The organism is Paraburkholderia sp. WS6 (genome assembly GCF_030464835.1).
Lineage (GTDB): Bacteria > Pseudomonadota > Gammaproteobacteria > Burkholderiales > Burkholderiaceae > Paraburkholderia > Paraburkholderia madseniana.
In genome coordinates, this window is sequence record NZ_JALQCK010000003.1 from 1 (window position 1) to 14,885 (window position 14,885).

Consider the following 14,885-nt stretch of genomic DNA (forward strand, 5'->3'; position numbering starts at 1 on the left):
CTTTGCAGCCGGCAAAGAAAAGTAGGTGCCCCCCCGCACAGGGGGAACGCTAATAAACCACTAACAAAACAAGGAAAGGCCAAAGCCCCAGGAACACGGACAAAAAGCGCCGCGAAGGCAAAAAACCTTAAATCCAAACCCCCTGGAGCAAACCAAAAATGCCGACGCTAGTCCTAAAAGACCCCTCTCTCCTAAAAACAAAAGCCTACATAGCAGGCGAATGGCAATCCGCCGACGACGGCACGACGTTCGAAGTAAAAAACCCCGCCACAGGCGAAACAATCGCCACAGTGCCCCGCATGGGCACACCCGAAACCCGCCGTGCAATCGACACGGCTAACGCCGCCTGGCCAGCATGGCGAGCCACCACCGCCAAACAACGCGCCACGATCCTGCGTAAATGGCATGACCTCATGCTGGAAAACGCCGACGATCTGGCAAAGATCCTGACCACCGAACAAGGCAAACCCCTCGCCGAAGCCAAAGGCGAAATCCTCTACGCCGCCTCGTTCCTGGAATGGTTCGCAGAAGAAGGCAAACGCGTCAACGGCGACACCATCCCCACACCGGCAAACGACAAACGCATCGTCGTGACGAAAGAACCGATCGGTGTCTGCGCAGCCATCACGCCGTGGAATTTCCCGGCAGCCATGATCACTCGCAAGGTCGGCCCCGCACTCGCAGCCGGCTGCCCGATCATCGTCAAACCGGCCGAAGCCACGCCGCTCTCCGCACTCGCCCTCGCCGTGCTGGCCGAACGCGCCGGTGTGCCGCGCGGCGTGTTCAATGTCGTCACCGGTGAGCCGAAAGCCATCGGCGCGGAAATGACCGGCAATCCGATCGTGCGCAAACTGTCGTTCACCGGCTCGACGCCGGTCGGCCGTCTGCTGATGGCGCAGTGCGCGCCGACGGTCAAGAAAGTGTCGCTCGAACTCGGCGGCAACGCACCGTTCATCGTCTTCGAAGACGCGGATCTGGATGCGGCCGTCGCGGGCGCCATCGCGTCGAAATATCGCAATAGCGGCCAGACCTGCGTCTGCACGAATCGCTTCTACGTGCACGATAAAGTCTACGACGCATTCGCCGAAAAACTGCGCGTCGCCGTCGAACAACTCAAAGTCGGCCGCGGCACCGAAGACGGCGTCACGCAAGGTCCGCTGATCAACGAAGCCGCCGTGCTCAAGGTCGAATCGCATATCGAAGACGCCCTCGCCAAAGGCGCACGCATCGTCACCGGCGGCAAGCGCCATGCGCTCGGTCATGGCTTCTTCGAACCGACCGTGCTCGCGGATGTCACACCGGCCATGAAGGTCGCTCGCGACGAAACCTTCGGCCCGCTCGCGCCGCTGTTCCGCTTCTCGTCGGATGAAGAAGTGATCCGCCTCGCCAACGATACGGAATTCGGCCTCGCGTCGTACTTCTATAGTCGCGATATCGGCCGCGTGTGGCGTGTCGCCGAAGCGCTCGAATATGGCATGGTGGGTATCAACACCGGCCTGATTTCGAACGAAGTCGCGCCGTTCGGTGGTGTCAAGCAATCCGGTCTCGGCCGCGAGGGCTCGCACTACGGTATCGACGACTACGTCGTCATCAAGTACATGTGCGTCGGTGGTATCTGAGCCTTTACCGTAAAGGCTTGAATATTGAACTTACGCCGGAAGCTACGCCTACAGAATCCTGTTGCGCGTAGCACTTAGTGAAGTGCACCTGGCGCGCAAATCGGTTCGCGCGCGAACTCCACCTCTCTATTTAGAGTTGCCGCCGAGCCGTTCCGGCGTGGCGTACTGATCCATCGCACGCGCGACCACAGTCTGTTGCAATGCATGGCCGACGCCGGCCTGCCATTCGACGGAATCAGCCCGAATCTTCTCGATCGCGCACTTGGCGTACACGGCGACATCACACCATGCGTCAACTCGATTGAGTCGTTACATGACGGCGACGCCTTTCTGCTGTGCACGGATGGTCTATGGCATGCGGTGCCCGACACGAACATCACGGCAAGGCTACGAGCGGCGACGAACACGTGCGCCATCGCCAGCACAAACGAACCCATCGCGATTTCGATCTCCTTGATGCCGTTTGCATCGAGCCTGGCTACGTAGCGTTTGACCGTTTCGACCGCCACGCCCAGGGTCTCAGCAACACTGTCAGGAGTCCAACCTCTCTCGAACAACTTCACCGCCTCAAGGCGCCGCACTAACGGACGCCCGTTAGCCGACCGGAGTCAACACTTGTACATCGTCTTTTGGGGACCAACGGAACGGAAACTGACCTAAGAAGGTCGGCTGAAATGTCCATTCGGGAACTACGCGACAGTTCGGGGGCCCGTGATACCGAAATGTCTACCGAATGGTTCGCAGACGCCGGCATCCACAGCCTATACTTCATACCAACCGACGAATGCCTGGCGATACCGAAGCGCCCGGCAGCACAGGCTAGCGTGAACCGCAGACCGCCTGTATACGGTCCTGGAGCACTTGCCGTCGGTCTTTGCGAGATCAATGCGAACCCGGAGGAGCACATGAGCACCACCATCGTCGCAGGCGAGCAACTCCGGGCCGTCGGGCTCGTCACCGCGGTAAATGTCTGCCTGCTCCTCAAGACCTCAGCGCTGTTCCTCTCCTATCCGTTTTTCTTTCAAGGTTCCGCCCTCAAATTCGAGAATCACGCGTTCCGCGAAATGGCGATCGTGGCAGCCGCACTGGAGGCCGTTTCGTGGCCTACGTGACGTGGCGCATTACCAGTCATCCAGCGGAGCCGCTGTTGCGCTAAATGACGTTTGGTTTTCTCTCCGGCTGGGAATGATGTCGAACCCGATACGATGGAGGGCATCACATGAACGATTTGACCCCTGAAAAACCGCCGATCCATATCACCGTCATAGCAATTGCTTATGTGATCTGCGGACTGTGGTACTTCAGTTGGCGCCTGACAGCCATCAACTGGCATCTCCCGCTTTTTTCGATCCCGCTCTACGGCGCAGAACTATTCGGTTTCGTCACAGGCTTGCTTTACCTCTTGATGACCTATCGGTTAGCCGTACGCGCGGTGCCAACGCCGATACGCGATGCGACCGTCGACGTGTTCGTGCCGACGTATAACGAGTCGGCCGAGCTGGTTCGCCGCACGTTGCAGGCAGCGCAAAATATCAGGTATCCGCACCGGACCTGGTTGCTCGACGACGGCCATCGCGAGGAAATGCTGGTGCTGGCACGCGAACTCGGCTGCGACTACCTTGCGCGAAGTGAAAACAGTCACGCGAAGGCTGGCAATCTGAACAACGCCCTCGAACACAGCAACGGCGAATTCATCGCGATCTTCGACGCGGACCATGCGGCGCGCAAGGATTTCCTCGACAAGACGCTAGGCTACTTTGCCGATCCGACGGTCGCATTCGTACAGACGCCGCAGGACTTCTACAACGTCGATTCATTCAATCATCGCATGGGAGGGCGTCGCGTCTGGAACGAGCAGTCGCTCTTCTTCAAAGTTATCCAGCGCGGCAAGGATACGTGGAATGCAACCTTCTTCTGCGGTAGCTGCGCGGTGCTACGCCGCAGCGCGCTGGAAGCGATCGGCGGCTTTGCGACCGAGACGGTCACAGAAGATATCCACACATCGATCAAGCTGCACAAGCAGGGATATCGCTCGGTGTACCAGCCAGAATCGCTTGCATTCGGGCTGGCTCCGCATAGCATCGACACCTACCTGCAGCAGCGGATTCGTTGGGGCATGGGTGGTATGCAGGTGCTACGGCGCGAACACATTCTTTCCAGCCCTGGCCTGACGTTGGCGCAGCGGCTGAACTACCTCGCGTCGATGCTCATTTACTTCGAGGGATGGCAAAAGCTCGTCTTCTTCGTCACTTCGCCCGCGGTATTCTTCTTTGGCATCTTGCCAATCAGCGCACCGATGAGCGAATTTCTGACCTATTTCCTGGTGTACTACGCGCTTTCGTCGCTGATGTACACGGAACTGGCACGGGGCTACGGCGCGTTGTTTCTGAGCGAGCAGTACGGCATGGTGCGCTTCTTTGCATTCATGTTAACGACCGCTGGCCTGTTTCGCAGGAAGATCGGCTTCTCGGTCACCAGCAAGGAATTGTCGCTTGCGGGCCGCGCCTGGCTCTGGCTGTCGCCATCGCTAATTGTTGCAGGGCTGACCGCATTGAGCATTCCGGTCGGCTTCTACCGGATGTATCACGGCACGTTACCGGTGAGTGCCGGTGCCGCGAACACAGTATGGGCATGCTCCACGATCGCAACCGCGAGTGTCATCGCATGGTTCAGTTATCACCGGGCGCAGAACCGACGCACCGAATATCGCTTCCCATTGCATATACCGATGATGCTGACTCTGGACGGCAGGTCGTGTCTGGGTCTATCGGAGGACCTTTCGGCAAGCGGTGCGCTTTACCACGGAGAAGTTCCCGTCTGGTTGTCGCCTGAAAGCAGCCCTGAGGTCGAGATCCACCTGCCGAACCTCGTCATACGTACAAAGGCCAGTGTTACGTTCGTCGGAGGCGATCGCGGCATCGCCAATTCTGATCGAACAATCGGATTGCGCTTTAGCTGGGCTTCGGCAGACCTGAGTCGCCCACTTGAGACGTTCCTGTTCGGCAGCAGTCTGCAATTCGAACAGGGAGGCGTGACTGACCAGCGGACAACCCTGTTGACGCGTCTTGCGCGCGGCACCCCCACCAGTACGAGTGTGCTGGGTGCGGGTACTCATTGGGCGCCGGGATTCTTGATCCGGTCACGCGACGCTCATCCGGTACCCGTTGCCGTGGTGTCGGCGGTACGCGATACCGGCGACATGTGGTGGATCCTCTGCAATGGCGAGTTCGACACGAGCCAGGAGGTATTTCTGCGCCAGCGCCAGGCGGGCAGTGAAACGACGCAGCGCGTCTCATTGGGTTCGAGCGGAAGCCTGGATACGCCGACTGGGCAAATGCATCTATACAACGTCACGTCGCGTCATTCGCTGACGCTGCAAAATCTCGGGAACGAAGATGACGAAAACCACGCCGAACAATCGAGCAATACCTCGCCGGATAGCGATCGCAATCGCCGCTTGCGCCCTGCCATTTAGCCTGTCGGCGCACGCAGGGGAGCCGTTGATATTTGCCGGCGCATCGATCGCCGAGCAAGGCGAACGCAACGAATACCTCGGCGGCACGGCACCATTTTTTTCAAGTCGATTCCTGACCGAGCGGCTCGCGATCAGCGACTATTACTATCAGTACGGCACGAACGGAACGACTGTCAAGGTCAGGGGGCAGGCAGTCGAGGCAGCCTTGGGCGCGCAGGCTGCCTGGCAAGGCGGATGGGTTGAAGCATCGACCGGTCCGCGGTTTCGCGATAACCGCGTGACACCATCCGGTGCTAACGCACGTGCCGACGGCAGCCAGTGGGGGCTCTCGCTTGGTTTGCAGGGTGAGCAGCATTTCGGTCAGGAATGGGCTTTTAACGGGATTGGTTTTTACACGATCGGACCGGCATCCTATTGGGGCCGAGCCCGCTTTCTGCATCGAACGTTCGGCGATGCGTGGGCCGGCGTCGAAGTGATCAAGCACGGCGACCCCGACTATCGGGCCACGCAAGGCGGCCTTGTGCTAACGGGCATCAAGATTGGCGAGAAATTCGACATGGGCTTCTATGCCGGCGTGAAGAAGACGAGCGGCCAGCCACGTTCCTTTTATGGCGGTATCGAACTGACCAAGGGATTCTGACCCTGCGCTCCGAAACCACGATCAATGCAATCGGAGTACTACTGGCCAAGGAACCGGGCGCGCTACGGCAAACGCTCGGCGAGCGTGGCGAATGGCAATTATCCTCAAAGGCCCTTGCCGAACTCACCGCTACGGCATTTTCAGCGTATCGCTCAGAACGAATGGCGAATGCCGGCCATCACGCCGAGTTGCCCGATGCCCGGCGCCGGCGTCGTGCCTCCGCCACCCTGGCTCACCGTATAAGCGGCATGCGGACTGTTGAACAGATACGCCCCTTGCAGGTAAACCGCGGAACGCTTCGACAACAGATATGTGGTGCGTAGCGCAGCGATTGTGCCGCGGGTGTCGTCGGCACGATTGATGATGCGGTACACGCCGCCGTCGAGAATGAATGCAGGCGTCACGTTATAGGCCGCAGTCACGTAGTACAGATTCGAGCGCACATCCGGCAACGCCGGCGACACCGTCTCGACGTGACGGCCAAGCCAACCCGCCCCGAGTTTTACCGGGCCGATGTGTCCGTAGCCGTTCAACTGCATCCGCACGTCCTCGTCGCCAGGTTGTGTCAGCGCAAAAGGCGCCGTGCCGTCGAACAGATTCGCGGCCGCGCCCGGGCCGCCGCGTTGCTCGTCATAGGCGCCCGCCACGCCGTAGCCGTTCATGTCATAACGCAACATCGTCGACCATTCGCGGCAACTCTGCGAACTGCCCGGAATCGACCCCACACAGGTGCCCTGCCCCGGCGAATTGCCGGTACCCGCTGAATCGCGGCCGAACGAATAGGTCGCGCCGAACGTGAAGCCCGAGAACGTGCCTTTATACGCAATCGTGTTGTCGCTGCGCGCGCTCGGCATGTACTGATCGAACGAACCCGTGCCACCGTATATATCAGGGCCGAGCAGATCGGAATCGAGTATCGCCCAATAGGTCATCGTGTACTGGCGGCCGAAAGTCAACGTACCGTAGGGACTCTCGAGACCCACAAAGGCTTGCCGTCCAAACAACCGGCCACCCTGATTGAGCGTGCCGGCTTTGGTGTTAAAGCCGCTTTCCAGTACGAAGACCGCGGACAACCCGCCGCCCAATCCCTCCTTGCCGCGAATCCCCCAGCGCGACGGAAATTCGCCGGTGATGCCCGGCATCCGCACGACGCTATCGCCCGCTGCGTTTGCATGCGTCACCAGTTCGATGCCGGTATCGATGATTCCGTACAACGTCACGCTGCTCTGCGCGAACGACGATGCACTGATACCGAGCAACATACTGCCCAAAGCGAGTTTGTATTTCATTATCTCCGAGTCTCCTGGACTAGTGCTTTGTGTGAGCGCACACCAATCCGTATGCGTCCCGCACGCAGCGTTTTTATGTAGCGATACTAATGACAGACGTGACGATACCGACCGCTATTCAAGCCGTCCGATACGCTAAAGATTGACTGCTTCAGATAGCGGCGATCCGCGTGTCAAACCCGGTCACCGCGATTCAGGACATTGCGTCCTTCAACCGCCCGGCTTCGGAATATGACGTTTGACCACCATCAGCGCGACCATCACGATCACCATCGCGATGCCGAGCATCCACAGGTATGACGATGCACCGCCCGCCGTAATCACCACCGCACCCGCGAACGCACTGGCAATCGCGCCGAGCCGGCCGAACGCGAGCGCCGATGCGGTACCGGTTGCACGCACACGGGTCGGATAGACATAAGCGCACAACGCAAACATCGTCGACTGGACCGCGTTGACAAACAGGCCGTGTACGCCAAGACCGAATATCAGCAAGCCGGTGTGGTCGGAGATGTTCACACCGAGCAGCAGCAACGCGCTCGCCGCACCACCCGCGCTGCAGATAATCAACGGCCAGCGCGAACCGGTACGGGCGATCACCACCGCGCACAGCAACGCGCCGACCACACCGCCGAGGTTGTATGCGGTGAGCCCCGCCCCCGCCACCGACACCGACAAGCCCTGCGTGCTCAGCATCGTCGGCAGCCAACTGAAGGCGCTATAGACGGCCAGCAGGCACAGGCAGAACGCGCACCAGATAGCCACCGTATCGAGCGCGAGGCCCTCGCGGAACAACGCTGTAAAACCCGTATGTTTTTCAACAGCCTGTTCGCGCGAGTCGGTAAACACGCAGCCGCTGGCCACCGGACGCGACATCCGGCCAAGCAGGCGTTTGAGTTCCGGCCAGCGCCGCGGGTGCCGGGCGAGAAAGCGCGGCGATTCGGGCAATGTGAAGAACAACAACACGCTGAGCGCGAGAGGCAGCACACCGCCGATCATGAACAAGCCGCGCCATCCATACGTCGGCAGAATTTCATGCGCGAACAATCCCGCCACCATGCCGCCGAGCGGCACGCAGACAATCGTCGCGGTGACCGCCAAGGTGCGGCGGCGAGCCGGCGTGAACTCCGCGGTCATGGTCGTCGAGCTCGGCAACGCGCCGCCGATACCGAGCCCCGCAATAAAGCGCAGCACGGCAATCGTCACGATGTCGGGGGCGAAGCTGATGCCGCAGGTGGCGGCGCCGAACACCAGCACGCTGCCGATCACCGCCCAGCGGCGGCCGAAGCGATCGGCCAGCAGCCCGGCACACGCGCTGCCTATGCCCATGCCGATCAAACCGGCCGCGACCACCGGTGCAAAAGCCGCGCGCGTGACGCCCCATTCCTTGATCAGCACGGGAATCGCAAAGCCGATCAACTGGCTGTCGAAGCCGTCCAGAACGATCGACAAGGCCGCGAGAAACACCACGATCTTCTGCATCGTGGTGTAAGGACCTTCGTCGAGCGTGCGGCCGATATCGACGGCATAGCGCCCCTCCTCGACTCCCGCCTGATGGCCGGCAAGTGGCGCGTTGGCCTTGCCGGTTGCCGCACTGGCCGAGCCGGCCGGCGGTACATAACTCGTCATGAAGCTGTCTCCTGGTTTGTGTGCGCGATCTGGGCGCCGCGCTTTTGAGGTCACGTTTTTTAGTCAGTATGTGAGCGAGCGAACGGCTTTTGACATTGCCGTTTCGCGCAAAAGCCATGACATGTATGCATGGCTTTCACGACACTTCGTATCGCTGCGGAGAAATTGCGCGTAGCGATACGCAGCGGCCGCAACGGCACTCCGCCCTTCAGAACGGATAATGACGCGGCGTGGTCTGCACCGTAATCCAGCGCAAATCCGTAAACTCTGCGATCCCCGCCTGCCCACCGAAGCGTCCAAAGCCGCTGCCTTTCACGCCGCCGAACGGCATTTGCGCTTCGTCGTGAACGGTCGGCCCGTTGACATGGCAGATCCCCGATTCGATGCGCCGCGCGACATTCATCGCGCGCGCGATATCGCGGCTGAACACAGCCGACGAAAGCCCATACTCGTTGTCGTTCGCACAGGCCACGGCTTCGTCTTCGCCGTTGACGCGCACGATGCCCTTAACCGGTCCGAACGATTCGTCGCCATAGATGCGCATGGCACGTGTGACGTGGTCGAGCAGCGTGGCGGGCATCAAGGTGCTGTCCGCCTTGCCCCCGCAGACGAGCGTGGCGCCTTTGGCCAGCGCGTCGTCGATCAGCGCATTGCAGCGTTCCACCGTGCTCATGTCGACGACCGATCCCAACACCACTGGTCCCTTGCGTGGATCACCGAGCGGCAGGCCGCGCGCTTTCTGCGCGAACGTTGCAACGAACTGATCGGCGATCCGTTCGTCGACGATGATCCGTTCCGTCGACATGCAGATCTGCCCCGAGTTGGTGAACGCACCGAATGCAGCAGCATTGACGGCTGCATCGAGATCCGCGTCGTCGAGCACGATCAACGGCGCTTTTCCGCCGAGTTCCAGCACCGACGGTTTCAAATAGCGCGCACACGTCGCCGCAATAATCTTGCCCACATGCGTGGAGCCGGTGAAATTGACACGCCGGACTTTCGGATGCGCGATCAGCGCCTCGACGACCGCGCCAGCATCGGCCGGCGCATTGGTGACGAAGTTCACCACGCCCTTCGGCAAGCCCGCTTCCTGCAGCACTTCGATAATCAGTCCGTGTGTGCCGGGGCAGATTTCCGAACCCTTCAGCACGACCGTATTGCCGCATGCGAGTGGCAACGCGATCGCACGCACGGCGAGGATCACCGGTGCGTTCCACGGCGCGATGCCCAGCACGACGCCGGCCGGCTGACGCACGCCCATCGCGAGGCTGCCGGGCACGTCGGACGGGATCAACTCGCCGCCGATCTGCGTAGTAAGTGCTGCCGCTTCCATCAATCCGCCGGCAGCGAGATGCACATTGAAGCCGGCCCACATTGCCGACGCGCCCGTCTCCGCTGCCATCACCGCGGCGAACGCCTCGCTGCGTGCTTCCAGCGCATGCGCGGCCTTCATCAGCAGCGCGCGGCGCTCGCTCGGCCCCAGCGCGGACCATGCCGGAAACGCCGCTGCCGCGGCATCGGCGGCGGCTACCGCGTCGGCAACCGTCGCCGCGGGAGCACGCGTCGCGACTTCTCCATCGAGCGGATTGCGGCGCTCGAAGGTGGCGCCGTTGCTCGCTTGCACGGCTGCGCCGTTGATCAGCATCGAAATACTCTGCATCGTGTTGTCTCCTGCGGAAAGTTTTATGAATGCGGGCGCGACGCTCGCCTGAGCTCAAGCCACGACGACTTCGACCAGCATCGGTCCAGATGACGCCAACGCGTCGCGCAGCACGTCGTGCAGGCGTTCGGCGTCGGTCACGCGCGTGCCCTGGCACCCCATGCCCGCAGCAAGTGCTACGAAGTCGAGTCCCGGCAGATCGGTGCCTTGCACCGGATCGCTCGGACCAAAGCCGAATTCCGGGGCAAAATCCTGCAACGCGGCATAGCGTGAATTGTTCAGGATCACGAATGTAATCGGCAATTTCATCTGCACGGCGCTATAGATGGTCTGGATCGAATACATGCTGGAGCCGTCGCCGATCAGGCCGATCACGCGTATGCCGGGCTTCGCCAACGCCACGCCGACAGCAGCCGGCATGCCGAAGCCCAGGCCGCCGCTGTCCATCGTGTAGAAGGTGCCGCTGCGTGTGAACGGCAGATAGTTCTGCATGACCGGCCGCGAACTCGGCGCCTCCTCGACCACGATGTCGTCCGCTTGGCGCACTTCGGCGAGGGTCTGCAAGGCGAACGCTACCGACATCAACGGAGACGGCTCTGCACGCGGCGATGCGGCGCGTGGCGCGGGCAAGGGGCGCGTCTTCGGCGCGGGCCGCGTCAGCAGATCGGTCACGCCGAGGCGAATATTGCCGACCACCGCGGTGCCGGTCGGCGCCCATGCCGCAATGGCCGGGTCGTCGATCAACTGGCACAGCGTTGCACCGGCAGGCAGATGCGGGCCGTGACCTTCGACGTGATACGTGAAGGCCGGTGCGCCGATTACGAAGATCAGGTCATGGCCGCCGAGCAGCTCGACGATCTTCTCGCGCATCGCCGGCAAGAAACCGGCGAACAGGCGGTGGTCTTCGGGGAACGCGCAGCGGCCCGTCATCGGCGCGACGAACACGCGGGCGTTGTGGCGTTCGGCAAGACGCACGACTTCGTCCCAGCCGCCAGCGCGGTCGACAGCGCCGCCCACCACGAAAGCCGGCCGTTCACAGGCATCGAGCGCCGCGCCGATCTGCGCCAGCACGAACGGCTCCGGCCGCGTCTCGGTGCTCACTACGCGTGCCGGCACCGGCTCCGCGGCGCGGTCCCAATCGTCGACGGGAATCGACACCAGCACCGGCCCGCGCGGCTCCTGCATCGCCACGTGATAGGCGCGCGCGATCGCCAGCGGCACGTCTTCGGCGCGTGCCGGTTCGATGCTCCATTTGACGTACGGTTTCGGCAATTCGGTGGCTTGCGCCGACGCGAGGAACGGGTCGAACGGCAGAATCGAACGGGCCTGCTGCCCGGCGGTAATCACGATCGGCGTGCGATTGCGGAACGCGGTGAAGATGTTGCCCATCGCATTGCCCACGCCCGCCGCCGAGTGCAGATTGACAAACGAAGCGTTGCGGGTGGCCTGCGCGTAACCGTCGGCCATGCCGACCACGACTGCTTCCTGCAAACCCAGCACGTAACGGAAATCTGGCGGGAAATCGCGGAACAGCGGTAATTCCGTCGACCCCGGATTGGCGAACACCGAAGTCATGCCGAGGCGCCGCATGAGATCGATGACGGCGTGGCGCACGGTGAAGGGTTCGTGTTGAGAAGATCCCGATGCATCTGAACGGGGCGCGTTGCTGGTCATCCATGTCTCCTAGTGATGAGCGCCGTTTCTTGATGGCTCATTATCGGAAGCTCGAGGTTGATTGAAAATTGCCTTTTTTGAGAAAAGGCATTACTTTTGCGCATGACTTTCAATCTTCAGCAATTGCACGCGTTTGCAACCATCGTCGCGAGCGGCAGCCTGGGCCGTGCCGCGGAGGTGCTGCACGTCACGCAGCCCGCGCTGAGCCGCACCATCAAGCGGCTCGAGGATCAGGTCGGCGCACCGCTGTTCGAACGGCATTCGAAGGGTATGCAGCTTACTGCGATCGGCAGCGCGCTGCTGCCGCACGCCACGCTGCTGCAACGCGAAGCCGATCACGCGCGCGAGGAGATCGACGCAATGCGCGGCCTCGCGAAAGGGACGATTCGCGTCGGCGCGGTGGCGAGCATCGCGACGCTCGTGCTGCCGCTCGCGGTGAGCGGCGTGCTCGCGCGCTGGCCGAATCTGCGTGTGGAGATCATGGAGGGGGTATGGGACCGGCTTGCTGACAGCCTGATGAAACACGAGATCGACCTCGCGCTCAGCATGGCGGTGCCCGACACGGACGAGATTACCGCGATTGCCGATTGCAGATGGGAGGACACGAGCTATGTGGTCGCCGCGCTCGATCATCCGCTGCGAGGCAAAACGGATTTATCGCTCGCTGACACACTCGATCAGCAGTGGTGTGTGCCGCCTCGTGGGACGGGTCCGTTCGAGCATATGCAGCATGTGTTTGCCGAGCATGGGCTCGGCATGCCGCAGATTGCCGTCGAGACGCGCTCGATCACCGTGTTGAAAAGCCTGGTGACGCGTGCGGGATTTCTAAGCTGGATGGCGACGCCAATGTACGACACCGAAAGTGCGGCCGGCGTGTTCGATACGCTGCCGATTCCGGGTCTCGTCGCGCGCCGTACGTTGACGGCGTTTCGGCGCCGTCAGGGGATTCTGCCGAGTCCGGCGGTGAAGCTGCTGGAGCAACTCAGGCAGTTGACTGCCGTTCAGGGTTAAGTGCCCGCATGAGGCCAGGAGCGCCGAAGGCCTCATTCAACGCTCAATAGCACAGCGGCCCCGCTTTCACATTCAAGTGAAAGCGGGGCCGCTGTCAATCGCGGTCAATCAAGCGGGTGCGAGACTACTGCTCGCGCCACCGCCTATTAATGACCGACGTTGACAACCGGAGCCGAATACGAGCTCGGCGTCGTTTCGGTGCGGCTGCCTGCTTGCGACGAGCCGTTCGTTGCCGTTCCATAACCGCTGGTTTGGGCGACGCCGTTTTGTGCAGCGACGCGGGCTTCAGCAGCCTGAATGTTTGCCGGGTAGTCATCCGCATTCGACAAAGCCGGGTTGTAACCCGCTTTTTCCAGTTGCACCAGCTCCGCACGCACTTGGGCGCGGGTCACCGGCTGATTGGATTGAGCAAAAGCAGCGAGCGGCGCAGTAATGAGAGCGGCGATAACAACAGCTTCGATCAGGGATTTCATGACGACTACCTCCAGAGATTGTTTTTTGCGGCGCTGCAAACGTGTTTGTTTGCAGCCAGTGACGACAGTCTAGGAGGCAGCAGATATAGGGTAAACCCCTAATAAGCGAATTCACTGTTGCTAGAAACGGCACAATTGCGGTGAACGCTTGTTGAAATATGAGTCATCAAGCCGGCAGATCAGGCTCTCAATGTTTGAGGCTTCGCGCGCAACGAAGTCAGCTTTCCGACAATGCGGGAGTCGATGCCTGGGTTGCCTCACTTGATGACAACACCGCGCTACCATTTCTGCCGCCCGTCACCTGCCGGTCGCTTCTCGGGCTCACGCCGAACCGCGCGCGATACGTCCGCGAAAAATGCGAGGGCGACTCGAATCCGCATGCGACGCAAATCGATGTGATCGACATGTCCGTCTGCTGCAGCAACTCGCGCGCACGGGTGAGGCGCAGTTGCAGATAGAAATGCGTCGGCGTGTCCTTCAGCGACGCACAGAACAACCGCTCCAGTTGCCGCCGCGTCACGCTGATTTCCTCTGCGAGCTGGTCGGGCGTCAGCGGCTCTTCCATATGCTGTTCCATTGCGCCGATCACCTGAATCAGCTTGCGGTTGTGCACGCCGTAACGCGCCGCAATTTCCATCCGCTGATGGTCCGAACGCTGCCGGATCCGGCTCACGACAAACTGTTCCGACACCGCCGAGGCCAACGCTGCGCCGTGCTTGCGGCCGATCAGGTCGAGCATCATGTCGATCGACGCCGTGCCGCCCGCACAGGTAATACGCCGCGCACCGATTTCAAACAGCTCCTGACTTGCGTTCAGCGACGGATAGCGCTCGCTGAACGCCGACAACGCTTCCCAATGTACGGTCACGCTGTCCGAGCCGCTCAGGAGCCCGGCTTCCGCAAGGATGAAGCTGCCCGTGTCGATGCCACCAAGCGTCGCGCCCGCGCGCTCGAGCCGCTTCAGGCAATCGCCGAGCACGCGCGTATAGCAGGCGAGCGGCTCGAAGCCCGCGACGACGAATACCGTCTGCGCCTCATGGACATCGGCGATTGCCGCTTCCGCATTGATCGAAATACCGTTGCTGGCCGCGACTGGGGCACCGTCGAGACTCAGAATGCGCCAGCGGTAGAGATCGCCGCGAAAGCGGTTCGCCACGCGCAAAGGCTCGACCGCCGACATGAAGCCGATCGCCGAAAAGCCAGGCAGCAGCAGGAACGACATATCTTCGGGCATCGTGCAGATGACTCGATCAGGGACACAGAGGGACACAAGCCGCAAGCGAACGCGGGGTTCCGGGCGAGCGTAGCAAGCAGCGCGCAAGCCGGCAAGGCGCACCAAAATTCACTGCTGCAAATCGATGCTGCACCGCAATGACGAACGATGCTGGTTTTCCCTCGTTGTCGCGTGGGAGCAA

General features: G+C 61.3%; 12 protein-coding genes and 1 pseudogene. 5 read left to right on the forward strand and 8 right to left on the reverse strand.

The window, feature by feature from the left end; translation table 11 throughout:
* Positions 1-158 precede the first annotated feature (158 nt).
* The gene (gabD, locus tag M0D64_RS04400) at positions 159-1,619 is read left to right on the forward strand and encodes an NADP-dependent succinate-semialdehyde dehydrogenase (protein WP_266256781.1); all 1,461 of its coding nucleotides are present in this window, start codon (positions 159-161) and stop codon (positions 1,617-1,619) included.
* Between the two features lie 126 nt (positions 1,620-1,745).
* On the opposite strand, the gene M0D64_RS04405 is transcribed toward gabD, so the two are convergent.
* Positions 1,746-1,892, reverse strand: coding sequence for a hypothetical protein (locus tag M0D64_RS04405; protein WP_266256782.1), 147 nt, complete (start codon positions 1,890-1,892; stop codon positions 1,746-1,748).
* Positions 1,893-2,086: 194 nt separating this feature from the next.
* Positions 2,087-2,200, reverse strand: a pseudogene (locus M0D64_RS44845) (helix-turn-helix domain-containing protein); the annotation flags it as partial.
* A gap of 324 nt (positions 2,201-2,524) precedes the next feature.
* On the opposite strand from M0D64_RS44845, the gene M0D64_RS04410 reads away from it, so the two are divergent.
* The 3 genes from M0D64_RS04410 to bcsS all read left to right on the forward strand — a co-directional run bounded on the left by M0D64_RS04410 (position 2,525) and on the right by bcsS (position 5,734).
* A complete protein-coding gene (locus M0D64_RS04410) occupies positions 2,525-2,731 on the forward strand; it encodes a hypothetical protein (protein ID WP_171928320.1) in 207 nt (68 codons plus the stop codon).
* Positions 2,732-2,838: 107 nt separating this feature from the next.
* Positions 2,839-5,094 (forward strand): glycosyltransferase, encoded by a 2,256-nt coding sequence (locus M0D64_RS04415; RefSeq protein WP_266256783.1) that lies wholly within the window; start codon positions 2,839-2,841, stop codon positions 5,092-5,094.
* Between the two features lie 25 nt (positions 5,095-5,119).
* Positions 5,120-5,734 carry a cellulose biosynthesis protein BcsS gene (gene bcsS, locus M0D64_RS04420; protein WP_266256784.1) on the forward strand — a complete coding sequence of 205 codons (615 nt, stop codon included), beginning with the start codon at positions 5,120-5,122 and terminating at the stop codon, positions 5,732-5,734.
* A 152-nt stretch (positions 5,735-5,886) separates the two neighbouring features.
* On the opposite strand, the gene M0D64_RS04425 is transcribed toward bcsS, so the two are convergent.
* From M0D64_RS04425 to mdlC, 4 genes are all read right to left on the reverse strand, one after another.
* On the reverse strand, positions 5,887-7,023 hold the full coding sequence (locus M0D64_RS04425; RefSeq protein WP_266256785.1) for a porin: 1,137 nt from the start codon (positions 7,021-7,023) through the stop codon (positions 5,887-5,889).
* 210 nt (positions 7,024-7,233) lie between these two features.
* On the reverse strand, positions 7,234-8,505 hold the full coding sequence (locus M0D64_RS04430) for an MFS transporter (protein WP_266256994.1): 1,272 nt from the start codon (positions 8,503-8,505) through the stop codon (positions 7,234-7,236).
* 355 nt (positions 8,506-8,860) lie between these two features.
* Positions 8,861-10,312 (reverse strand): aldehyde dehydrogenase, encoded by a 1,452-nt coding sequence (locus M0D64_RS04435; RefSeq protein ID WP_266256786.1) that lies wholly within the window; start codon positions 10,310-10,312, stop codon positions 8,861-8,863.
* 54 nt (positions 10,313-10,366) lie between these two features.
* Entirely contained in the window at positions 10,367-11,986 is a 1,620-nt protein-coding gene (gene mdlC, locus M0D64_RS04440) for a benzoylformate decarboxylase (RefSeq protein WP_266256787.1), read from the reverse strand.
* Positions 11,987-12,088: 102 nt separating this feature from the next.
* Between mdlC and M0D64_RS04445 the strand changes: the two genes are divergently transcribed.
* Positions 12,089-12,997, forward strand: a complete 909-nt coding sequence (locus M0D64_RS04445) for a LysR family transcriptional regulator (RefSeq protein WP_154566020.1) — start codon at positions 12,089-12,091, stop codon at positions 12,995-12,997.
* A gap of 146 nt (positions 12,998-13,143) precedes the next feature.
* Here the strand turns inward: M0D64_RS04445 and M0D64_RS04450 are convergent, their stop codons facing one another.
* The gene (locus M0D64_RS04450) at positions 13,144-13,470 is read right to left on the reverse strand and encodes a DUF4148 domain-containing protein (RefSeq protein WP_154566036.1); all 327 of its coding nucleotides are present in this window, start codon (positions 13,468-13,470) and stop codon (positions 13,144-13,146) included.
* Between the two features lie 217 nt (positions 13,471-13,687).
* Positions 13,688-14,704 (reverse strand): GlxA family transcriptional regulator, encoded by a 1,017-nt coding sequence (locus M0D64_RS04455; protein ID WP_233465073.1) that lies wholly within the window; start codon positions 14,702-14,704, stop codon positions 13,688-13,690.
* Positions 14,705-14,885: the final 181 nt, after the last annotated feature.

Excerpts from the sequence above, each read along its gene's own strand:
- M0D64_RS04445 (WP_154566020.1), top strand. The coding sequence starts at position 12,089 with ATGACTTTCAATCTTCAGCAATTGCACGCGTTTGCAACCATCGTCGCG.
- M0D64_RS04430 (WP_266256994.1), bottom strand. The coding sequence starts at position 8,505 with ATGCAGAAGATCGTGGTGTTTCTCGCGGCCTTGTCGATCGTTCTGGAC.
- gabD (WP_266256781.1), top strand. The coding sequence starts at position 159 with ATGCCGACGCTAGTCCTAAAAGACCCCTCTCTCCTAAAAACAAAAGCC.
- M0D64_RS04410 (WP_171928320.1), top strand. The coding sequence starts at position 2,525 with ATGAGCACCACCATCGTCGCAGGCGAGCAACTCCGGGCCGTCGGGCTC.
- M0D64_RS04450 (WP_154566036.1), bottom strand. The coding sequence starts at position 13,470 with ATGAAATCCCTGATCGAAGCTGTTGTTATCGCCGCTCTCATTACTGCG.
- M0D64_RS04425 (WP_266256785.1), bottom strand. The coding sequence starts at position 7,023 with ATGAAATACAAACTCGCTTTGGGCAGTATGTTGCTCGGTATCAGTGCA.
- M0D64_RS04455 (WP_233465073.1), bottom strand. The coding sequence starts at position 14,704 with ATGCCCGAAGATATGTCGTTCCTGCTGCTGCCTGGCTTTTCGGCGATC.
- mdlC (WP_266256787.1), bottom strand. The coding sequence starts at position 11,986 with ATGACCAGCAACGCGCCCCGTTCAGATGCATCGGGATCTTCTCAACAC.
- M0D64_RS04415 (WP_266256783.1), top strand. The coding sequence starts at position 2,839 with ATGAACGATTTGACCCCTGAAAAACCGCCGATCCATATCACCGTCATA.
- M0D64_RS04435 (WP_266256786.1), bottom strand. The coding sequence starts at position 10,312 with ATGCAGAGTATTTCGATGCTGATCAACGGCGCAGCCGTGCAAGCGAGC.